The sequence below is a fragment of the Gottschalkiaceae bacterium SANA genome, from assembly GCA_036323355.1.
Lineage (GTDB): Bacteria > Bacillota > Clostridia > Tissierellales > GPF-1 > GPF-1.
Genome location: AP028876.1, coordinates 172701 through 191458 on the forward strand (window position 1 = coordinate 172701; position 18758 = coordinate 191458).

The window sequence follows — 18758 nt, forward strand, 5'->3', positions numbered from 1 at the left end:
GTGCAAATTTTCTTGTTTCAATTCTTATGATAAATTACTCGAATTCTACTTGACTTCATATAGTTAGTCTTAAAAAACAATTTCTTCTTATTCTATCACGGAACCCATATACCCTCAAGGGGTATATGGGTTTTTTTTTGACTTTTGCGATTAGAAGGTTAAAAGAGGGGCATCTTGCATATAAAGGAGGAATTTAAAATGAGTGAAAAAGGTATTGAAATCGTAAAACTCGACGTAGAGAATTTGATCGGCATTTTGAATGAGGCTTTGGCCGAAGAATGGCTGGCTTACTATCAATATTGGATTGGTGTCAAGGTGATGACGGGTCCCATGCGGTCTGAGATTGAGCCGGAATTGTTGGTTCATGCCAATGAAGAGTTGGCTCATGCAGAATTGGTTGCCAATCGGATTACACAATTAGGAGGAACACCGATTCTTTCTCCAGCGGAATGGATGAACAAGGCGCGGTGTGCGTATGAAGCACCAACAGATCCTTACATTGAAGCAATTCTGGCGCAAAATTTAGTAGGAGAGCGATGTGCAATCCAGCGTTATGAAGAGCTTGCGGAAATGACCATGGGCAAAGATCATGCAACCCATCAAATGGCCGTTCAAATTTTAAATGACGAGTTGGAGCATGAACAGGAGATCGCAGATTGGATTGATGATTTCAAGCGGCTTCGACAAGATTTTTTGGCTCTACGATTATAGACGACGAATGATAAGAAGGGATTAAACATGGATTGTATCAATGAATTGGTAAATCGATTGGAATTATTGCCTCATCCAGAAGGGGGATATTATAAGCAGACCTATAAGGATGATGGATTGGTCGAAGGGTATCGTGGGATCGATTTGACAAGTCCTCATGCATCATCAACTGCGATCTATTTTTTAATGACGGAAGGGAATTTTTCCGCCCTTCACAGATTGAAGCAGGATGAAGTTTGGCATTTCTATGAAGGGAGCGCCCTATCGGTGCATACGATTAAGCCTGATGGCACCCATCAAGAGATTCGATTGGGACGAGATTTTCAAGCTGGTGAGGTTTATCAGGCAGTGGTAAAACGAGGAGATATATTCGGCAGTTGTGTCGATTCTGGATATGCCTTGGTTGGTTGCACCGTAGCGCCGGGTTTTGAGTTTGAGGATTTTGAGCTGTTGCCGAAGGCGGATTTGCTTGCTGCATATCCAATGTACCGGAAATTAATTGAAAAATTGACACGAGAATAGGGAGGCTGGCCTCCCTATTCTTTTGTCTGAATGTGCTTTGCGATAGAAAGCCCTTTTTCAAAACCATGAAAATACAAGCGGAGCAGTTTGGATCGGTTTCTGCTGGCGCTATAAACGCCAAAGGTATCGTCGGGGGCGATGATGGTGATCCGTCCCTCTTCTTGACCGGCAAGAAGGGTATCTATCGTTCGATTGGAAATCTCGGCGTGGCGGGTGCAAAGAGTGGCGACGGCGGGGTATGTGTTGCGATATACCCAACGGGGAGGCAGGTTTCGAATCCTAGAGGCTTGTTCCGGTTTGAGGGGATGTGTCAGGATGACAACCTGGTGATCGTAGCCTTGTTCCCTTGCTCGCTCAGTTGGAATCGGTGCCCCAATGCCTCCGTCTAGATAGGAAATTTTATTAATGGTGATAGGTTTGCAGACACAGGGTACACTGCAAGAGGCATAGAGAGATTGTAAAAAGGTTTGAAAATCATCATTGTGCTTCGCTTCCTGGAAGGAAAAGTAATCCACTTTACCAGTTTCACAATTGGTTGCGCCGATTTCTAATTCTTCTTCGGCCTCAAAAAGTGCATCATAATCAAAAATATCGTGTTGGTGGGGAACCTCATTGTAGATAAAGTCGAAATTGAAGTAGCTACCGACCTTTCTATAATTTTTCACACTCATAAATCGTGGATCATGTAGATAGGTTAGGCTTATGCGGCAAAAGCGTCCCTCTTCGCGAGCCAAAAAGACAATTCCATTAGCCGCACCGGCTGAAACACCGACGATATAGGGGAAGAAAAGATCCTCTTCCAAAAAAGCGTCTAAAACACCGGTTGTGAACATACTTTTCATTCCGCCGCCTTGAAGAACTAGGGCTGAATTTATTTTCATTTGGATCTCCTTTTGCTCAAATTTGCATCTTATAGTTATATCATGCCCTAAGTTTTTCGTTTTTTTCAAAAAGTGGATAAAAAAAGGGTATATTTTTTGTAGATGGAGGTAAAACCATGATTGTTCACGGGAAAGTATCGATAGGAATTAGCGCATGCATGTATGGATCAAAGGTGTGGCATAATCGCGAGGGCTGGGACTTGTTGGAAAAATTGGGTTGTGAGGCGGATCGATTTAATTGGCACCCAGTTTGTCCGGAAATTCATGCGGGCCTTGGCGCGCCGCGAATACCAGTGCAAGTATTGGAAGGAAACGGCATTGATGTTTGGGATGATCGTGCAAGGGTTGTGCAAGGGGAACGAGATATTTCGGACCAACTGAAAGTTTCTTGTTTACAGGGATTGAAAAGACTGCAGATTGCTGATGTCCATGCCTATGTGTTTAAGGAAACAAGTCCAAGCTGTGGAGTATATCAGGTGTCGGAAGCGATTGGGCAGATCAATCGCCCGCCGGGAGTATTTGGTGCACTCTTATATCGAGAAGGATTTTTTCTGATTCCTGCTGAGGACTTAAGGGATCCTGTGAAATGGTGGGATTGGCGTCGTCGACTCTTTGCTTATTTATGGTTTGAAGATCAGACCATTCTTAGTTTGGTGCAATTTTATGAAGCCTGGCATAAAGTAAAGTCTTTGTGCCAAGAGTTGGACAGTGAGCGTGCTCGTGAAATGGGTAAAATGTTTGCGCACTTTAACAAAAAAACACCGATTGCAAATTTAGAGTATCAACGAGAACAGATTTTAGATCTGATTCGAAAGCCTATTGATTTTTCACGAATTGTACAAAGCCTTTGCATCAGTTATGTGTTTTACTGCAAACAGTTAAAAATCGAGATCGATGAGTCGATGGAACCTATAGAATACCTAGAGTTGAAGGTTTTGGTGGATGAGGTTAGAGCGTTGGAAATTGTGGCTGCCAAGCAGGATATTTTCTTTGGCGGCAGTCCGATTCTTTATCGTTCCTAGAAGCAAACTGTAACGTTCATAAAATTATTTTTATAAAGTTCACAAAAATTTGTTGAATTTTCTGAATGAGCGTGGTATATTGTATTCAAATTCTTTAAGGAAAAGGAGTGATGAAAATGATGAAAAAGATAATAAGTAATCTTCTCATTGTATCAAGTGAATCCAATAAACAAATCACTCTGGAGCGGAAGTAAAAACCTTGAAGAAATGGATTACTTAGCGAATCCAAAAGCCCGGAGTGACAGGTCCGGGCTTTTTTATGCCCAAAATTAAATGGAGGGCACTGAATGAATCAAAGAAATAAAAACAAATCTGGGAATCAAGCGGATCTTGGCACGAATAATAAGGGAATAAAAATGGCGCGCATTGTACGCGTGGATCGAGGCATTTATCATTTGGAAGGAAGCGAAGGTATTTTTCTCGCAGAATTAAGAGGAAAATTTCAGGAAAATGCAAGGGCAGCGGCGGATTATCCAGCGGTTGGCGATTATGTAAGGGTTGATCGGCTGAATGATAAGGACGGGCATGGCATGATTGCGGAAGTTCTACCTCGAAAGAGTCAATTTTCGAGGAAGGTAGCGGGGAATCGATTGGATGAGCAGGTGGTGGCAGCTAATGTCGATACGGTGTATGTTTGCATGGCAATGAACCATGATTTTAATTTGCGACGTCTGGAACGCTATTTAACCCAGGCGTGGAGTAGCGGTGCCAGCCCAAAAATTCTTCTTACCAAGGAAGACTTGTGTCAGGAGCGAGAAACATGCTTGCGAGAAGTCGAAGAGATTGCCTTTGGCATTGAGGTATTTATGGTAAGTGCATTTACTGGTGCGGGGATGGAAGCGTGGAAAGATTCTCTTCATCCAGAAGAAACGGGGGTATTGCTTGGTTCCTCAGGTGTCGGAAAATCGACCTTGATTAATACCTTGTTGGGTATCGAGCATTTGGATACTCAGGGATTGAGAAATGATGATAAAGGAAGGCACACCACGACCCATCGAGAACTGGTTACTTTGCCGAATGGTGCCTATCTCATCGACACGCCGGGGATGAGGGAATTACAATTGTTGGATGATGAAGTTGCAAGCGGATCGGTCTTTTCAGAGATTGAAGCCCTAGCAAAGCAATGCAAATTTCGAAATTGCAGCCATCAATCGGAGCCGGGCTGCGCCATTCAGACAGCGCTTCAAAATGGTCAATTATCGGAAGACCGTTGGGGAAGCTATCAAAAGATTCTGAGGGAGCAGCGATTTATGGAGAAAAAGCTCAAGGAGCGGGAACGACGAGAGGAAAAAAGTAGGAAAAAAAGGAGTTAAGGAAATCGTAAGGAGGAAAACTCCTAGGGGTTTCCTATTGAGTATGGTAAAATAGTTCTATCTTAGAAATAATGAAGAGGCGTATTATGAAGAACGAAATTTACCATGCATACATTTTACTCACCTATACGGGTTCCATGCTGAGTAGCATTATTCGAAAAGCAGGAGATATGCCCTATTCCCATATTTCCATTGGATTTGATGAATCTCATCAAACGTTTTACTCCTTTGGTAGAAAATATCACTCCAATCCTTTTTTTGCGGGATTCGTGGAAGAGGATGTTAAGGATGGCGTTTATCAGCGATTTCAAGAGGCTCAATTTGCTCTCTATGAGATTGAAGTGACCAAGAAGCAATATCATGAATTAAAGCGTCAGATCCGTTCTTTTGAGCGCAATAAAAAACTTTATCGATATAATCTTTTGGGAATGGCCTTTGCTAAAGTTGGGGTGTCTTTGTCGAGAAACAATGCATATTTTTGCTCTCAGTTTGTAGCGACGGTTTTCCGACGTGCAGGTATTCATAGTTTTGATCGATCGGATGGATTGATCAGTCCCATGGATTTTCTGGAAATCGATGGAATGCGACTGCTTGGACAAGGAAGACTGAGTGATTTTCGTTTGGAGCAGTGGGGGGAAACTCGCCGGCACCGTCGGCTTCGTGAAATTCCGGTATCGTTATTTAATCGTGTATTCAACTAGAGCCCTCGTCGGTACGAGGGCTTTATTTATTGGTGGATATAATTTTTTTGCGTATCATGATTCTCCAATCTTAGCGTTTACCCTTCATCAAGAGGGGTAAAATCAAATCGAATAAGCAATTGTTTTACCAGATCATGCTTGGTGCCCGATAGAGAGGGTCCCAGAAGGCGATGAGGAGGAGATTATGCGGTATCATATGCAACGAAAAGAGCGAGAGATTACGTCTGAGGAAAGCCTTCATTCTATTCTGCGAGCGGGGAAATTTATGGTTTTGGCCTTGTCCTACAAGGATGTTCCCTATACGGTTGCCTTGAGCTATGGCTATGACGAAGATGAAAATGCCTGTTACTTTCACGGCGCCAAGATCGGTCGAAAGATGGACTATATTCGAGCCAATCCCAAGGTATGTGGAATCGTCATTCAAGATCGTGGATATGTGAACGGGGAATGTAGCCATGCTTATCGATCTGTTGTTATTGAGGGAACCATGGAGTTTGTGCAAGATAAGAATAAGAAAAGCCAAGCATTGACCAAGATGTTTCTTCATTTAGAAGACCACCCGGAAAAATTGATTAAACGATTTGAAGGTGATCATGATGCGATTAGTGGAGTGACGATATTAAAACTGAAGATTGAATCCCTGACGGGGAAGCAAAGCAAAGAATAAGGGTCGAATTCGATCCTTTTTTTATGCCCGCTAATTGACAATACCAAGTAGTAGGCATATACTAAAGATAGCTACTTGGTAATGCCACATAGAAAGGAGGGAGAAGATGGCTAAGCAAACACAAATGTTAAAGGGTGTTCTGGAGGGATGCATTTTAGAAATTGTTTCTCAAGAAGAAAGCTATGGATACTCGATTTGCCAGCAATTGATTCAGGCAGGATTCTCCCATATCAACGAAGGAATTGTCTACCCCATACTGATACGTCTAGAAAAGAAGGGGTGGTTGCAAGCGGAGATGAGGCCGTCACCCTATGGACCTAAGCGAAAATACTATCGGTTGACAGAAATGGGGCAGGAGGAACGAAGTGAGTTTATCCTGAATTGGAATAAAACGAAAGGGCGTGTCGATCAGATCCTTGAAGGGAGGATAAGTGGTGAAAACGCGTAGAGAAAAGATGAAAAAAAGTTTTTCTTTGATAATTGCCGGGGTGATCGTTTTACTAACCGGGATGTTTCTTTGGGCGTCTCAAATGCGCGAACATGGACAAATCGGATCCGGTCAAGGAATTATTGCTGGCCTTGTGCTGACTTTGGCGGTTTTATCTGTTGTTGTGGTGTATTGGCAAGCCAAAAGTCGCAATCAAAAGCTTAAAAATTTGCATGGAGATTTCCGTGAGTCTTTAGATCAAGTTATGGAATGGGTGAATCAAAGTGATTTGCAAATATCGGAAAAGCGAGAGATTGAACAGGAATTGATGGCAATCTTTTTGCAAGCACAAGAAGAGGGAAGGAAGCCACAATCGGTCATTGGAAAGGATATTGAAGGGTTTGCGACAGATCTATTGGATGCCTATGGCATACATCCGGGGGTTCTTGCCTATTTTTTGACGAGTAGCCAGTGGATGATTCTTTATCTTGTGATCGTGCAAACCTACCGAACCCTGGGACGCAATACCTTTTCGTACTTTGGTGCATCCATGGATGTGGAAGTTTTATGTTTGTTTGGCTGGATTTCTTTTGTTACTTTGCCGCTAATTCAATATGGAAGCAAGAGCTGGGTGATCGGCAAGCGAAAACGAGGATTATTTGCTGTCTTTGGATTTGTGACGTTTTTGCTAGGCGTTGGAATCATCGAAGGAATTCATGCCCTGTCTGATCAAATGCCATGGGCTTCCGAGCTCTTGGCGAAACAGGTTATTATTTTTAAAGAGCCTTGGCAATTGGCCATTGGGATCCTTCTTGCAAGTGGGATCATATGGTTCAAGCGGTGGTTGCGGAAAAAACCCCTTCGTTGAAGGGGTTTTCGCCTATCTACAAGAACTGTAATTGGGATAGAGTCCTGTTGTCAGCATAAACGCAATACAAACAATCTTCATTATGTTGTAAACTAAGAATAGAAGTAATTGTAAAAAAGGAGAAGCGTGATGCAGATAAAAATCGATGAAAGATGGAAGGGATGGGCGCCCAATCTTCAAATCGGCAGCATTGTTGCTGAGGTTGTCGTAGACGAGAGCAGTGAGGCTTTGAATGCAGAATTAAATGGATTGGTAAAGAAAATTGAAGAAAGCTTGATTGTTCCAGATATTTCCAAGGAACCGGCAATTGCTGCTATGAGAAAGGCTTATCGGACCCTTGGCAAGGACCCAACAAAATATCGTGTTTCCTCAGAAGCTCTTTTGAGAAGAATTGGAAGAGGTTTAGGCTTATATCGGGTAAATAATGTAGTAGAGATTAACAATTATCTTTCAATGAAAAGTCGATGCCCAGTTTGTGCCTATGACATAGGAAAAATAGACGGTGATATTCAGTTTTCTGCAGCACCGGCGGGCACATTTTATGAGGGGATCGGACGTGGCATGTTAAATATAGAATTTCTGCCGGTATTTATGGATCATAGGGGTGCTTTTGGTAGCCTGACTAGTGATTCAGCACGAACTTGCATTTCCGAGGAAACAAAAACGATACTCTTTAATCTGGTTTCCGTGCACCCTCATGAGGACATGGAGTCGTGGATCTTGGAAGCGGCTGAATTATTGAAAGCACACGCGCAAGGACAAATCGAAGCAATGAAAATTTGGAATGGCACTTGGATGAACATAAAGCTATAGCAGTGAAAAGAGAATATGATGGATAAAACCGAGTGACTAGGAAGGTGAGGAGAATGAGGATTTTGAGAAAAGGTGCAAAAAATGCTATGGAACGAACCATACAAACAGTGGGACGCCCCTTAGAAGCAAGCTTGGTCAGTTGGTTGTTTGCTGAGGGACATGTTGAGGATGTGATCCAGGAATTACTTTCCTTTCAAAACGCTGACGGTGGATTTGGTCATGGCATAGAATCTGATTTTCGATTGCCGGACTCTTCTCCTCTTGCAAGCTCGGTGGGCATTCGTATCTTATTGGATTTACCAGAAGGAAGTAAACGGAATGCGATGTTGGATGCAGCATTCTCCTATTTGGAGGAAGCTTATATCAGTGAACGAGGTGGATGGTATGCAGTGCCTGCAGAAGTGATGGACTATCCTCATGCACCCTGGTGGTCCATTAATCAAGAGACTGGCCACACTGCGATTGATGAAAGCTGGGGAAATCCATCGGCTGAGATTTTATCTCAGTTTTTGAAAGCGAAACGCCAGCCCGAAACCTTTGATCTTTATAAGCAAGTTTTGTATGCGGTTCGGCAATTGGAAGAAAAAGAAGAGTACAGTTCTGAACATGAATTGTATTGCTATTTGCCCCTTTATGATGCATTGGAGGGAGAGTTGAAAATAAGGTTGGAAGAAACGTTGACAGTGGCTATTCATCAAGTGATTCAATTAAACCCCAAAGACTGGGAAGAGTATGTAGCAACGCCTTTGCACTTTCTTGATCCAAAACGAGCAAGTGATTTTGGAATTTCTCCCATGGATTTAAATCAGCAGTTGGACTGGCTGGTATGCAAGATGGAAAAGAAAGGCGGATGGATGCCACCATGGGGAGATTCCTTTTACTCTGGCGAACTAAAGAGTGCCTATCATGAGTGGATTGGTGTATTGACCCTGAAGGCATTAAAATGGCTGAAAGCTTACGGGCGTTTAGAGAGGGAGAATAATAATGAAGACAATGGAGATTTGGAAAGAAGAACTGCAGGCGATACGTGCAAATGACTGGCGGTTGCCAAGAGATGTGAAAGCCGATGCCTATGCACTAGCGCTCTATGACCTACTTGGTGAATTGGATTCGGAATTACGGGATGACCTGGCGCTTTCTTTGCTCGCACGATTAACGGAAGGGGAAAAGCTGTCAAAAGATACCTGCCGGGAACTCCTTGCCCGCAGTCAAGGAGATGGAATTTTTGTTCGAATCGATGAAGCGCAAGGCGATGGAATTTTCAAGCGAAGCTTTGCTTTGCTGGTGATTGCTATTTTAGTGGAAGATCATGTTAAGTCACATCGAGCTTGGATGCGTAAAGACCGCTTTATTGAGCTCGTTGAAAACTTGATTCGTTATGCTGAGGAAGAGCATGATTTGCGAGGCTATGTTATGGAATTTGGCTGGGCGCATTCAACAGCACATCTTGCCGATGTGTTTGCGGAACTGGCCGCCTGTAAGGAATTGAACGATGATCAAAGCAAGCAGATTTTTCATGCAATCTTAAAGAGGATGGCTGTACAGGATTATGTGTATATTCATGGGGAAGATGAACGAATGGCCAAGGCTGCTTGTGCATTAATTAAGCAGCAAAAAATCGAGTTCTTAGATTGGGAAGAGATCTTGGTCGAGGAAATGACGGGTATTGATGATACTTTACCGGGTTATTTGCGGGTGCAGAAACAGGAAAACGCAAAGATCTTCTTGCGAAGCTTGGTTGCCAGGATTCAGAGAGTGGGCCTTGATCAGAAATGGACATTCCCTGTAATTTCCGTGCTAAGAAATTATGATGTGAAGTATTAGAGGACGTTTATGCGATTATTAATTGGAGAATTTGCTAAACTACATGGGGTTGGCCTTCAAACTTTGCATCATTATGATAGCAAGGGAATTTTGAAACCGGCATGGGTCGACCCGAAAACAGGTTATCGCTTTTATGACGAGGAATCATCCGATCAGTTATGGAAGATTAAAGCATTGAAATCTGCGGGACTTTCTTTAGGTGAAATCCGGGACTTATTGGGTGCAGATCTTTCTTATACGGAAGCGATCTTTCAAAAACTTTCAAAAGAGTTGAAAATGAAAATGGAACGTGACAGACGGGTACTTCAGTATTTAAACCGTAGTATTCGGTCAATGGAAAAATGGGGAGAAGGCAATTGGGTTCGCGAGCCGATGATTGTAGAGATCTCAAAACGGACTGGGCATGTAATTGAGGTGCAAGACTCGTACGATATAGAAAAACGATTTCGTGCCCTTGAAACTTTTCAAAAAAAATTGCCTCTTCATGTGGATATCTTGTACCAACCTTCGCGGATTATAAAAATAGAAGAGGATGAAAGACAGAGGCTTGTTTGTTATGGGGCATTGACGGAAAAACCGATTCAAGATGTTGAATTGATTATCCCAAAAGGAAAATTTGTTGTTATGGATCATATTGGAGTGGCTCGTCCCGTGATGGACACCTATAAACAGATCTTGTTGTATGCAGAGCAAGAAGGATATCGAAGAACGGGGAATGCTTTGGAACTCTTTGTGATTGATCCTCACTTGTCATCGAATGCAGAAAATTGGGTCCGACAAATTCAAGTGGAAATACAAAAATAAGGGGACGCGATTGCGCCCCCTTTGTTCTATTTGGGAAAATTTTCTCCTGTGATCCAGGGGAAGCCATAAGCTTTCAATGCATGGATCAAGTCCATATTTCCATTGGCGGACCAATTGGCTTTATAGTGGAGTCCAAAATAACGTTGCGCCATATTGATGGAACCGGCGTCCATAATTGATTTTTCTAGCTTTTCTTCATATTCTTTACCACCAAGATCGAAGGCGACTTCCTTGATACTGCTAAGATTTTGGATACTGACAGGGAATGTTTTGTGGTCGTATTTTTCTTCTTGTGCCTGAACCAAAGTTTCAATAGGAAGGTCCTTGTATACTTCTTTGTGAACCATAATTTCAGTGCCCAGTTTAGGAGCGATTTTGATGGGTTGAGCAGGATAGCCCATACTTAAAAGAACGATAGGGAATACCCCTTCTGGAAGCTTGAAGATCTGCTTTAACTCCATAAAACAGCTTTCAACGGTTCCAATGTAAACGGAGCCAAGGCCGACAGAATCAGCGGCGGTACAGATATTTTGCGCTGCAATGATGGTATCTTGAAAAGCAATCCAAAAATGTCGAAAGCTTTTTGTAGCAATGAAGGGTGCATTTGATGCATGAGCCCATCGGCCGATTCTTCGCCAGTCGACACAAAATAAAAGGTTTGTTGGCGCTTTTCCGACAAGTGGTTGCATTTCTCCTGTATCCATCAATTCTTTCTTTTTTTCTTCCGACTCAATTTGAATAATCGCATAGGGTTGAAGATTTCCTCCGGTTGCTCCGTGGAGTCCTGCAAGCAAGACTTCTTCCATCACTTCCGGTGGAATTGGCCGATCTTCAAAGACCCGTATGCTGCTGCGTTCATAAAGTAGTTTCATTGTTTCGTTGGAATATGTTTTCATCAAATAACCCCCTTCCACTATAGGATAAACCTTATGGTAGATAGAGGGTCAAGCAAATCAAGTGATTTTTTTGTAAAATGTAAAGGTAACTTCTAGATTGGAAAAACGAGTGCGATGGATATTCTTCCAACACCTTAATCATCAAGAAGCCTTTTTTCTTTCTTGTAATATTTTTATCATGATTCGTGAATAGCTAGTGAAAGCCAAGAGTTTGAGTGCAACAGCTACGCCAAGAATGATCAAGCTGATGGTTGAATCTGGAATTGCAAATAAAAGGATGATAGCTAGAGTAAAGACGATGGTTGCCGTTTTTCCAAACCAATTGGCTGGAATCACAATTTGATCGTCATGGAAGTACATGATGGTTCCCGTAATCATGAGAAGGGATTCTTTAATGACCATAATAACGAAGATAAAACCGGGTAGATTGTGGTCATAGAAAAGAACACCCAAAGCAGCAAGGAGCATTAGTTTATCAGCTAATGGATCCATAACGGTTCCGATTACGGAGACGACCTCATATTTTCTGGCAAGATAGCCATCTAAAAAATCAGTGAAGCCAGCCAGCAAATAAATGAATAAAGCCCATAGATGATGATTGGGAATGGCGGATAAATAAACCCATATAAAGACGGGGATCAGCAACATGCGTATTAAGGTTAGAATATTCGGTATGTATTTCATGGTTAACCTCCAAACTGGATTCACTATAAGAATACCCATTTTCAGGAAAAACATGTGGGTAAAGTTATAAATCGGAGTGTGGTAGAATAAAAGAAATGAGGGGAGAAGAAAATGAAAATAACTGTGATTAGTGTAGGAAAAATCAAAGAGAAATACTTTACCGGTGCTATTTTAGAGTATGCCAAGCGCCTGACTCGATATTGTAAGATCAACATGATAGAAGTGCCAGATGAGAAATGTCCAGAAACCCTATCGTCAAAGGAAGAAGAAATAGTGAAGGACAAGGAAGGGCAGCGTATTCTTTCAAAGATCAAGGACCAACAAACGGTTATCGCTTTGGCTATTGAAGGAAAACAGATCTCATCCGAACAACTGGCCAAGCAGATTCAAACCTGGGGTGTGCAAGGCAGTTCAGACCTGGTTTTTGTCATTGGTGGCTCTCTTGGAATTTCACAAGAAGTCATGAAGCGCTCCAACTTCCAGCTGAGTTTTTCAAAAATGACCTTTCCCCACCAGTTGATGAAGGTTGTGCTCTTAGAGCAAATCTACCGGGCCTTTCGAATCAATTCAGGTGAACCATACCATAAATAATCAATCTGTAAATAAGTAGGATAAGTGAAAGTGAAAAAGATGATTGAGATTGAAATTTTCTTTGATAGTTATTTTAAAACTTGAACTGGGTATCAGAAGGTATTAGAATATTATTATATAAATAAGCAGTGATCATTAATGAAACGAGAAAATAGTAAGACGGAGTTTAAGAAAGAATTTGTTAAAGATATCGTGAAAACCATTGTGGCTTTTGCAAATACAAATGGAAGGTAAATTCGATTTTCAAAAAGACACTGTCCCTTTAAACGGAATAGTGTCTTTTGCTATGTATCATTTAATTTGTTGTTTTCTTAGTTTTGAGGTTCGTACTGAAAGTAGGAACATGGTCAGTGAGAGTCTGTTTAAAGATTTAACTTTGTCTTCTTATAAATCCGAACCAATTTCTTCAATAAACTCAATAGCTGGAGTGAAATGTGTTACCAGTTTATTGTTACAATTGTTGCCATTCAATCGAAGTGCCCAACGGTATATTTGCAAGAAAACGAAGTATATTTTTGCGATTTTTTCATCTATGGATCTTTCAAAGGTGATCCTGGAAATATATACTTCTTTTATTTCATGGAAGGTGTATTTGAAATTACCGAAATAAAAGCTCATATCCCAGCCACGCATTGCGATTCCATAATTATCCCAGTCGATGATAAAATGCTTTTCTGATTTTTTTTGGACAAGAATATTACTGCTGTGAAAGTCATTATGGCAAAATGAGTAATGGATTTCTGGCCGTATTTTCTTGTATAATTTTTTTCCTATGATAACTTCATCGAGTCTATTCAAAAGACATTCTAAAATTTCACCGCCTTCGATTTTATTTACTCGGATTTTCATTTCACGAATGGCTTCTTGATTAATCGTTTTTTGATGAAGGAAGCGTGGAACATACCTTCCTTTTTTTACTTCTATGCCTTTTAACATTTCAATGGCTTCTCTGTATGTAATTGACTCAATAATTCTATTGATTTTAATGACTTCATCTAGTTTTGCATTTGTTGTTTTCTCGTGTTCAATATATTCAGTTGTAAGCAATTCGATATTTGAATTTGGTATCTTTTGGTAATCATGTATAGGGGGAGAGAACAAAAATAATTCAGGGTGGTTTTTGCATATCTCTAAATAGTAGTAGTTTTCATGGTTAACCTGGTTCGAGTGATACCAAGTGATTTTTGAAATTAAGCTTTTTTGTGTTTCATCCTTGCTTGTAAGATCATTTTTTATAAAGCCATAATTAGCATGTCCACCTAAATAGGTATAGGTGGTCTGTTTTATTTGGGAAGGTTGGAGGGTCCTTTTTGAATAATTGAGGGTCTTCTGGTAATCGCAATTTTTTATCGCTTTTAATGCATTAATAATAAGACTCTTTCCTTCTTCAATTTGTCCGGAATAAATAAAACAAAGGCCGTACTCTTTTAAGAATTCCGGATTGTTCTTCTCTTTGTGGATGAGAGTACGTCCAACTTCGATTGCCTTTATAAATTCATTCCTTTTAGAATAACGATAAAAAAGCCTCATTTTTTTAGAAGAGAGAAGCTGAAATATTTTCAAAAAATTTCTTTTGATAATATCGATAAATATTATATTTCTAGTCATGTTGAACACTTTCAAAAGTAGATACATGATTGATCCCACCATTATTACTGATTTGAATTTTAGTTCGAAAATTTATGTTATTTTTCGCTATACTTTTATTATATTAGAAAGGATACTTATCTGTCATGTTTTGTAGGAAATGCGATTGCGGGTAGAAGGGAAAAAACGCCAAAGAGGCTCATGTTTTGTTTGAGAAAATAACGGTTTTGTGTGCTGAATGATGATGTTCGATTGTAAAAATTAAATGTTACTAACACATTAAATGCGAGATTGATTTTCATCTATCAGATGAAAAGAGTCTTTATTAATGACTATCAACGTTTGGAATTATTGAAAAGTATTCAGCAAATAAATAAGATCAATATTCGGTGGCGCTGAAAATGTAGCTAGAAATATTTGTTATGCAAAGGAGATCATTTTGATTCACATGTGAAATATGTAATTGTTCATGCTTTCTTAAATAATGAGTGGATCAAAATCATATAGTATAAGGGGGATGAAGTAAGTTGTTCAATTGAAAAATCTCTTGCAGAAACGATAAAATACCACCAGTATTGATAATGTTACAAAAACACCCACTATATAGTGGGTGCATATTCGTATTTATATAATGAGATCAACTGAATAGCAAAAGGCAGCACGAGTATCATTGTGTTGATTGAATATCGATGGGGAGTCAATAAGCCATCATTTGAACAAACAATAAAGTATCATAAGGATTGAATATCGATGAAGAAAAGAATAATTGTAGGTTTATGTGTTTTTATCATAATGGTAAGTGGAATCAGTGTATATGGGTCTCGTGAGCAGAAGAAAGTAGAAGCGATACGTGCGGAGAATCAGATAAATGAAGCTCCAAATCTTTCTGATCGCAGTGATAAAATAGGCGAAGAAGGTAAGGGTGACAGTGACAAGATTGGTCAGGCAAATGGCGTTGACAACAGGGAAGTGGCAAATGATCATGAGGGTATTGTTGAAAAAACGGCATCTAGCGGGGACGAGCAAGCTATTAAACAAAAAGAAGAGCCCATTCAACCAGAAGTAGAACCCGAGAAAGAAGAAGCGACGATAGAAGAACCAATTATTGAAGAAGGAATTATTGAAGAAACGACGATAGAAGAGCCAATTATTGAAGAAGTAATTGTTGAAGAACCGGTGATCGAGGACGTGCCGGTTGAACCAGAACCTGCTGAGCCTGAATTCATTGAACCTGAGGTCGTGCCAGTACCATTCGCAGAGCCATCACCATTAATGGAAAGTTTTAGTGATATCTTTATAAATGAGAAGAGTGATATCGTAAAAAAGCCCACTACAGTTAAGGAATTTGAAGCGATTCTTTTACATATGTGTGTAACAGATACATTGACCTATTCCATTGTGTATGAGGGAACCAATTTTGATGAGCTATTGACAGCGGAAACCCAGGCAAAAATTGCTAAAGCCTTTGATTTGGTTTTTAATAAGTATCCTGAATACATGTCATTTACAAATCGGATGACCTATAAAGCGAAAGGCGGTAGTGATCAAGTCACGTTAACCTTTATTCTTTCTTCGGAAACGGGCATGGATGAAGCGACTTTAATCCAGTATAGAGAAGCATTCTTTGTTGAATCTATGGAAATTGTTAGTGGATTGAAAGCATCAGGCAAAATCTATGACGGTCAATCTGATCGAGAGAAGGCTTTGATTTTATTCGATTGGGTCGTTCAAAATACAGAGTATGATAATAATTTTGCAGCGGAGAGTTATACGGGTTATGGTGTATATGCGAATGGACTTGGCGTATGTCAGGGATATACGGCGGCATATAACGCCTTAAGTAAATGCGCTGGATTACGCGTTGAAGGTGTGGGCGGAGTTGCAGATGGTGTTGACCATATATGGACGAGGGCCCTCTTCGCAGGTGATAATATGTACATAGATGCAACTTGGGGAGATAGTTATGCAAATTCAGATCAAGTTAATTATGATTACTTCCTTGTTGATGGTGATGTCTTGGCCACCTCACATACTTGGTAGAAATTTAATTATTAAGTGGTTCGACTTTTCTTTGTTCGGGGGAAGTCGAATTTTTGTGTAAAAAAACATTTTTTATACAAGTCGCCTCCGGGTAGATAGTAAACGTGGCAAGTTTTCAAGATCCATCGGATTGTTGCTGGCACCATTTATTGGTTAAAAAATGCGATAAGTCGGTTAATATTCCATGGATGAGTGATCTGTAAACAATTTGATTTTACGTGAAACTGAGCGTATGCAAACGTTCAATAATTGTGATAGCATGATTGAAAAGGTGGTGAATCTGTGGATACAAAAGTTAAAAAAATCATAAATAGGTTGGTCAAGCTATTCGACGATGTTTTAAACAAGTGGATGGATATGATTCTTTCAAGAACTGTGGAAGCAGAAGAAAAGACGGGGTTGGGATATTTACGGAATCAGGCATTTTATAAAATTGCGATTGCATTTGCTGTATTTGGATTTCTACCTATCTTTTTTGGTGCGGTTATGTTCTTTAGGGAAGGGCTCGTCTTATTTGGGATTGTACAATCTTTGATTTATGTGTTGATTGTGTTCGTGACGATTAGCAATCGAATCAAGATTTCTAATAAAAGAATGATCTTTATATTAGGTTACTATCTACTTGGTTTAATGCTGTTGCTTACAGTTGGTCCTAATGGCGCTGGCTTTATTTTGATTGTTTCAATCTTGGCAATTGCCGGTATTTTGTTAAATCGAGATCAAATCATTGGCTTTGTAATTGTTGATCTCGTTATTTTTGTAAGTTTATCTTACTTGTTTTATTCCGGTGTTTTGCATAATATGGCAATTGATGAGTTTAAGGATTCGTGGGTAATCATGGCCTTGACATCTCAAGCATCTGGGATCATCTTGTTGATGATTATTCGGAGTATCTACCAAAATTTAGAAAATATTGCTGAAAACCTGCAGAGAAGCAAGGGAATCATTGCTGAAAGTGAAAAACAATATCGGAGTTTATTTGAGAGTTCTGGTGTTGGGATCAGCTATTTTACTTCAGACGGGTATGTGTTGTCGGTTAATCGATTGGCGGCAGCTACGCTTGGTGGGACTGTGAAGGACTTTGAAGGAAAATCAGTGTATGATCTGTTTACGAAAGAAAAGGCAGATCTTCATATGATACGAACCAAGATTGTCATGGAAAGTGACCAGACGCAAGAGTATGAAGATCGAATGGTAATTGATTCTAGAGAAAAGTGGGTTGTGAATACATTCAGCAGGATCGTTAATGATACGGGAGTGGGGGTTCAGGTTGCTTCATTGGATATTTCTAAGCGTAAGAAGCTAGAGGGCGATTTGATCTATTTGAGCAATTATGATTTTCTTACGGGTCTTTGCAACCGAAGGTATTTTGAGGAACAGGTAAGAGAAATCGATCGGCAGGAGAATCTACCTTTGTCCTTGATTATGGCAGATGTAAATGGCCTGAAACTGATAAATGATTCTTTTGGACATAGAGAAGGAGATCGACTTCTTGTTGAATCAGCAAAATTGCTTAAGTCTGCTTGTGAGGAAAAGGACATTGTCGCGCGAATTGGTGGGGGCGAGTTTGCCATTCTATTGCCAGGCTCAAATCAACAAGAGGCAGAGGAAAGAAGTAGCAAGATCATTGAAGAAATGGGATATGCGCATACCGAGAACTCCTTGCTTTCAATTTCTTTTGGTCATGCGACCAAGGAAGAGGCCGGCGAGGATATTTATGAGATCTATGTGGAAGCGGAAAATCGGATGCATAGACAAAAAATTTATGAGAGTTCCAGTATGCGGAGCAAGTCGGTTGATGTGATTATGAATAGCTTGTATGAAAAAAGTCAAAGGGAGTTATCTCATTCAAAGCGAGTCGGATGGTTGTGTGCTCAAATTGCTATGCATATGGGTTTTTCTCAAAAACGGATTAAGTTGTTGGAATTGGCTGGTTTGGTTCATGATATTGGAAAAATTGGCGTGGATGAGAAAATACTAAATAAGCCAGATCGACTCAATGATCATGAGTGGGAAGAGATAAAGAAACATCCAGAAGCGGGATGGCGCATTCTTTCCTCTGTTCATGAGTTCTCTGAGATTGCGAATTATATATTGGCACATCATGAACATTGGAATGGAAGCGGATATCCGAACGGCTTATCCGGAGAACAAATTCCTTTGGAAGCTCGGATTATTGCTGTGGCTGACGCATTTGATGCTATGACTTCTTCAAGATCCTATCGGGATCCCATGGAGGTGGAAGCGGCAATTTCAGAGATCAAGAAATATGCTGGTAGGCAATTTGATCCGGTTGTGGTCGATGTGTTCGTAGATCAGCAAGCTTCGATTATTAGGAAAGTAGATTTAATAGAGGGCAGCAATTTTTCTTCTATCAAACAATCGACACAGAAGTAGTCTGCTAAGG

19 protein-coding genes are annotated in these 18758 nt (G+C 40.4%); 15 read left to right on the top strand and 4 right to left on the bottom strand.

Annotated elements, in window-relative coordinates; translation table 11 throughout:
• Positions 1-198: 198 nt before the first annotated feature.
• Both AC25CA_RS00840 and AC25CA_RS00845 read left to right on the top strand, forming a co-directional pair.
• A complete protein-coding gene (locus tag AC25CA_RS00840) occupies positions 199-711 on the top strand; it encodes a ferritin-like domain-containing protein (protein ID WP_486815143.1) in 513 nt (170 codons plus the stop codon).
• A gap of 27 nt (positions 712-738) precedes the next feature.
• Positions 739-1233 carry a cupin domain-containing protein gene (locus AC25CA_RS00845; RefSeq protein ID WP_486815144.1) on the top strand — a complete coding sequence of 165 codons (495 nt, stop codon included), beginning with the start codon at positions 739-741 and terminating at the stop codon, positions 1231-1233.
• Positions 1234-1247: 14 nt separating this feature from the next.
• Here AC25CA_RS00845 and AC25CA_RS00850 read toward each other — a convergent pair whose 3' ends face one another.
• Positions 1248-2114, bottom strand: a complete 867-nt coding sequence (locus AC25CA_RS00850; protein ID WP_486815145.1) for a patatin-like phospholipase family protein — start codon at positions 2112-2114, stop codon at positions 1248-1250.
• Positions 2115-2230: 116 nt separating this feature from the next.
• Here AC25CA_RS00850 and AC25CA_RS00855 point away from each other — a divergent pair, with 116 nt between their 5' ends.
• From AC25CA_RS00855 to AC25CA_RS00900, 10 genes are all read left to right on the top strand, one after another.
• A complete protein-coding gene (locus tag AC25CA_RS00855) occupies positions 2231-3136 on the top strand; it encodes a 2-thiouracil desulfurase family protein (protein WP_486815146.1) in 906 nt (301 codons plus the stop codon).
• Positions 3137-3423: 287 nt separating this feature from the next.
• Positions 3424-4449 carry a ribosome small subunit-dependent GTPase A gene (gene rsgA / locus AC25CA_RS00860; RefSeq protein ID WP_486815147.1) on the top strand — a complete coding sequence of 342 codons (1026 nt, stop codon included), beginning with the start codon at positions 3424-3426 and terminating at the stop codon, positions 4447-4449.
• A gap of 86 nt (positions 4450-4535) precedes the next feature.
• A complete protein-coding gene (locus AC25CA_RS00865; RefSeq protein ID WP_486815148.1) occupies positions 4536-5150 on the top strand; it encodes a hypothetical protein in 615 nt (204 codons plus the stop codon).
• Between the two features lie 184 nt (positions 5151-5334).
• On the top strand, positions 5335-5817 hold the full coding sequence (locus AC25CA_RS00870) for a pyridoxamine 5'-phosphate oxidase family protein (protein WP_486815149.1): 483 nt from the start codon (positions 5335-5337) through the stop codon (positions 5815-5817).
• Between the two features lie 106 nt (positions 5818-5923).
• Positions 5924-6265, top strand: coding sequence for a PadR family transcriptional regulator (locus AC25CA_RS00875; protein WP_486815150.1), 342 nt, complete (start codon positions 5924-5926; stop codon positions 6263-6265).
• Positions 6252-7112, top strand: coding sequence for a hypothetical protein (locus AC25CA_RS00880; RefSeq protein ID WP_486815151.1), 861 nt, complete (start codon positions 6252-6254; stop codon positions 7110-7112). The genes AC25CA_RS00875 and AC25CA_RS00880 overlap by 14 nt, the downstream gene beginning before the upstream one ends.
• A 129-nt stretch (positions 7113-7241) precedes the next feature.
• Positions 7242-7925, top strand: coding sequence for a B3/B4 domain-containing protein (locus AC25CA_RS00885; protein ID WP_486815152.1), 684 nt, complete (start codon positions 7242-7244; stop codon positions 7923-7925).
• 53 nt (positions 7926-7978) lie between these two features.
• The gene (locus tag AC25CA_RS00890; protein ID WP_486815153.1) at positions 7979-8962 is read left to right on the top strand and encodes a hypothetical protein; all 984 of its coding nucleotides are present in this window, start codon (positions 7979-7981) and stop codon (positions 8960-8962) included.
• The gene (locus tag AC25CA_RS00895) at positions 8910-9749 is read left to right on the top strand and encodes a DUF2785 domain-containing protein (RefSeq protein WP_486815154.1); all 840 of its coding nucleotides are present in this window, start codon (positions 8910-8912) and stop codon (positions 9747-9749) included. Before AC25CA_RS00890 ends, AC25CA_RS00895 begins: the two co-directional genes overlap by 53 nt.
• Positions 9750-9758: 9 nt before the next feature.
• Positions 9759-10553, top strand: a complete 795-nt coding sequence (locus AC25CA_RS00900) for a MerR family transcriptional regulator (RefSeq protein WP_486815155.1) — start codon at positions 9759-9761, stop codon at positions 10551-10553.
• A gap of 26 nt (positions 10554-10579) precedes the next feature.
• Here AC25CA_RS00900 and AC25CA_RS00905 read toward each other — a convergent pair whose 3' ends face one another.
• Together AC25CA_RS00905 and pgsA are read right to left on the bottom strand one after the other, a co-directional pair.
• Positions 10580-11449: a nitroreductase family protein gene (locus AC25CA_RS00905; RefSeq protein ID WP_486815156.1), complete on the bottom strand. Its 870-nt coding sequence runs from the start codon at positions 11447-11449 to the stop codon at positions 10580-10582.
• Positions 11450-11590: 141 nt separating this feature from the next.
• Complete coding sequence (pgsA, locus tag AC25CA_RS00910) at positions 11591-12133, bottom strand: CDP-diacylglycerol--glycerol-3-phosphate 3-phosphatidyltransferase (RefSeq protein ID WP_486815157.1); 543 nt, start codon at positions 12131-12133, stop codon at positions 11591-11593.
• Between the two features lie 111 nt (positions 12134-12244).
• Here pgsA and rlmH point away from each other — a divergent pair, with 111 nt between their 5' ends.
• Positions 12245-12724 carry a 23S rRNA (pseudouridine(1915)-N(3))-methyltransferase RlmH gene (gene rlmH, locus AC25CA_RS00915; protein WP_486815158.1) on the top strand — a complete coding sequence of 160 codons (480 nt, stop codon included), beginning with the start codon at positions 12245-12247 and terminating at the stop codon, positions 12722-12724.
• Between the two features lie 384 nt (positions 12725-13108).
• Here rlmH and AC25CA_RS00920 read toward each other — a convergent pair whose 3' ends face one another.
• Positions 13109-14359: a phosphotransferase gene (locus tag AC25CA_RS00920; protein WP_486815159.1), complete on the bottom strand. Its 1251-nt coding sequence runs from the start codon at positions 14357-14359 to the stop codon at positions 13109-13111.
• A 702-nt stretch (positions 14360-15061) separates the two neighbouring features.
• On the opposite strand from AC25CA_RS00920, the gene AC25CA_RS00925 reads away from it, so the two are divergent.
• On the top strand, positions 15062-16351 hold the full coding sequence (locus AC25CA_RS00925) for a transglutaminase domain-containing protein (RefSeq protein ID WP_486815160.1): 1290 nt from the start codon (positions 15062-15064) through the stop codon (positions 16349-16351).
• Between the two features lie 282 nt (positions 16352-16633).
• On the top strand, positions 16634-18748 hold the full coding sequence (locus tag AC25CA_RS00930; protein ID WP_486815161.1) for an HD domain-containing phosphohydrolase: 2115 nt from the start codon (positions 16634-16636) through the stop codon (positions 18746-18748).
• Positions 18749-18758 lie beyond the last annotated feature (10 nt).

Bases quoted from the DNA above. Each gene is read 5' to 3' on its own strand.
- AC25CA_RS00840 (WP_486815143.1), top strand. From the start codon at position 199: ATGAGTGAAAAAGGTATTGAAATCGTAAAACTCGACGTAGAGAATTTG.
- AC25CA_RS00845 (WP_486815144.1), top strand. From the start codon at position 739: ATGGATTGTATCAATGAATTGGTAAATCGATTGGAATTATTGCCTCAT.
- AC25CA_RS00850 (WP_486815145.1), bottom strand. From the start codon at position 2,114: ATGAAAATAAATTCAGCCCTAGTTCTTCAAGGCGGCGGAATGAAAAGT.
- AC25CA_RS00855 (WP_486815146.1), top strand. From the start codon at position 2,231: ATGATTGTTCACGGGAAAGTATCGATAGGAATTAGCGCATGCATGTAT.
- rsgA (WP_486815147.1), top strand. From the start codon at position 3,424: ATGAATCAAAGAAATAAAAACAAATCTGGGAATCAAGCGGATCTTGGC.
- AC25CA_RS00865 (WP_486815148.1), top strand. From the start codon at position 4,536: ATGAAGAACGAAATTTACCATGCATACATTTTACTCACCTATACGGGT.
- AC25CA_RS00870 (WP_486815149.1), top strand. From the start codon at position 5,335: ATGCGGTATCATATGCAACGAAAAGAGCGAGAGATTACGTCTGAGGAA.
- AC25CA_RS00875 (WP_486815150.1), top strand. From the start codon at position 5,924: ATGGCTAAGCAAACACAAATGTTAAAGGGTGTTCTGGAGGGATGCATT.
- AC25CA_RS00885 (WP_486815152.1), top strand. From the start codon at position 7,242: ATGCAGATAAAAATCGATGAAAGATGGAAGGGATGGGCGCCCAATCTT.
- AC25CA_RS00890 (WP_486815153.1), top strand. From the start codon at position 7,979: ATGAGGATTTTGAGAAAAGGTGCAAAAAATGCTATGGAACGAACCATA.
- AC25CA_RS00895 (WP_486815154.1), top strand. From the start codon at position 8,910: ATGAAGACAATGGAGATTTGGAAAGAAGAACTGCAGGCGATACGTGCA.
- AC25CA_RS00900 (WP_486815155.1), top strand. From the start codon at position 9,759: ATGCGATTATTAATTGGAGAATTTGCTAAACTACATGGGGTTGGCCTT.
- AC25CA_RS00905 (WP_486815156.1), bottom strand. From the start codon at position 11,449: ATGAAAACATATTCCAACGAAACAATGAAACTACTTTATGAACGCAGC.
- pgsA (WP_486815157.1), bottom strand. From the start codon at position 12,133: ATGAAATACATACCGAATATTCTAACCTTAATACGCATGTTGCTGATC.
- rlmH (WP_486815158.1), top strand. From the start codon at position 12,245: ATGAAAATAACTGTGATTAGTGTAGGAAAAATCAAAGAGAAATACTTT.
- AC25CA_RS00920 (WP_486815159.1), bottom strand. From the start codon at position 14,359: ATGTATCTACTTTTGAAAGTGTTCAACATGACTAGAAATATAATATTT.
- AC25CA_RS00925 (WP_486815160.1), top strand. From the start codon at position 15,062: ATGAAGAAAAGAATAATTGTAGGTTTATGTGTTTTTATCATAATGGTA.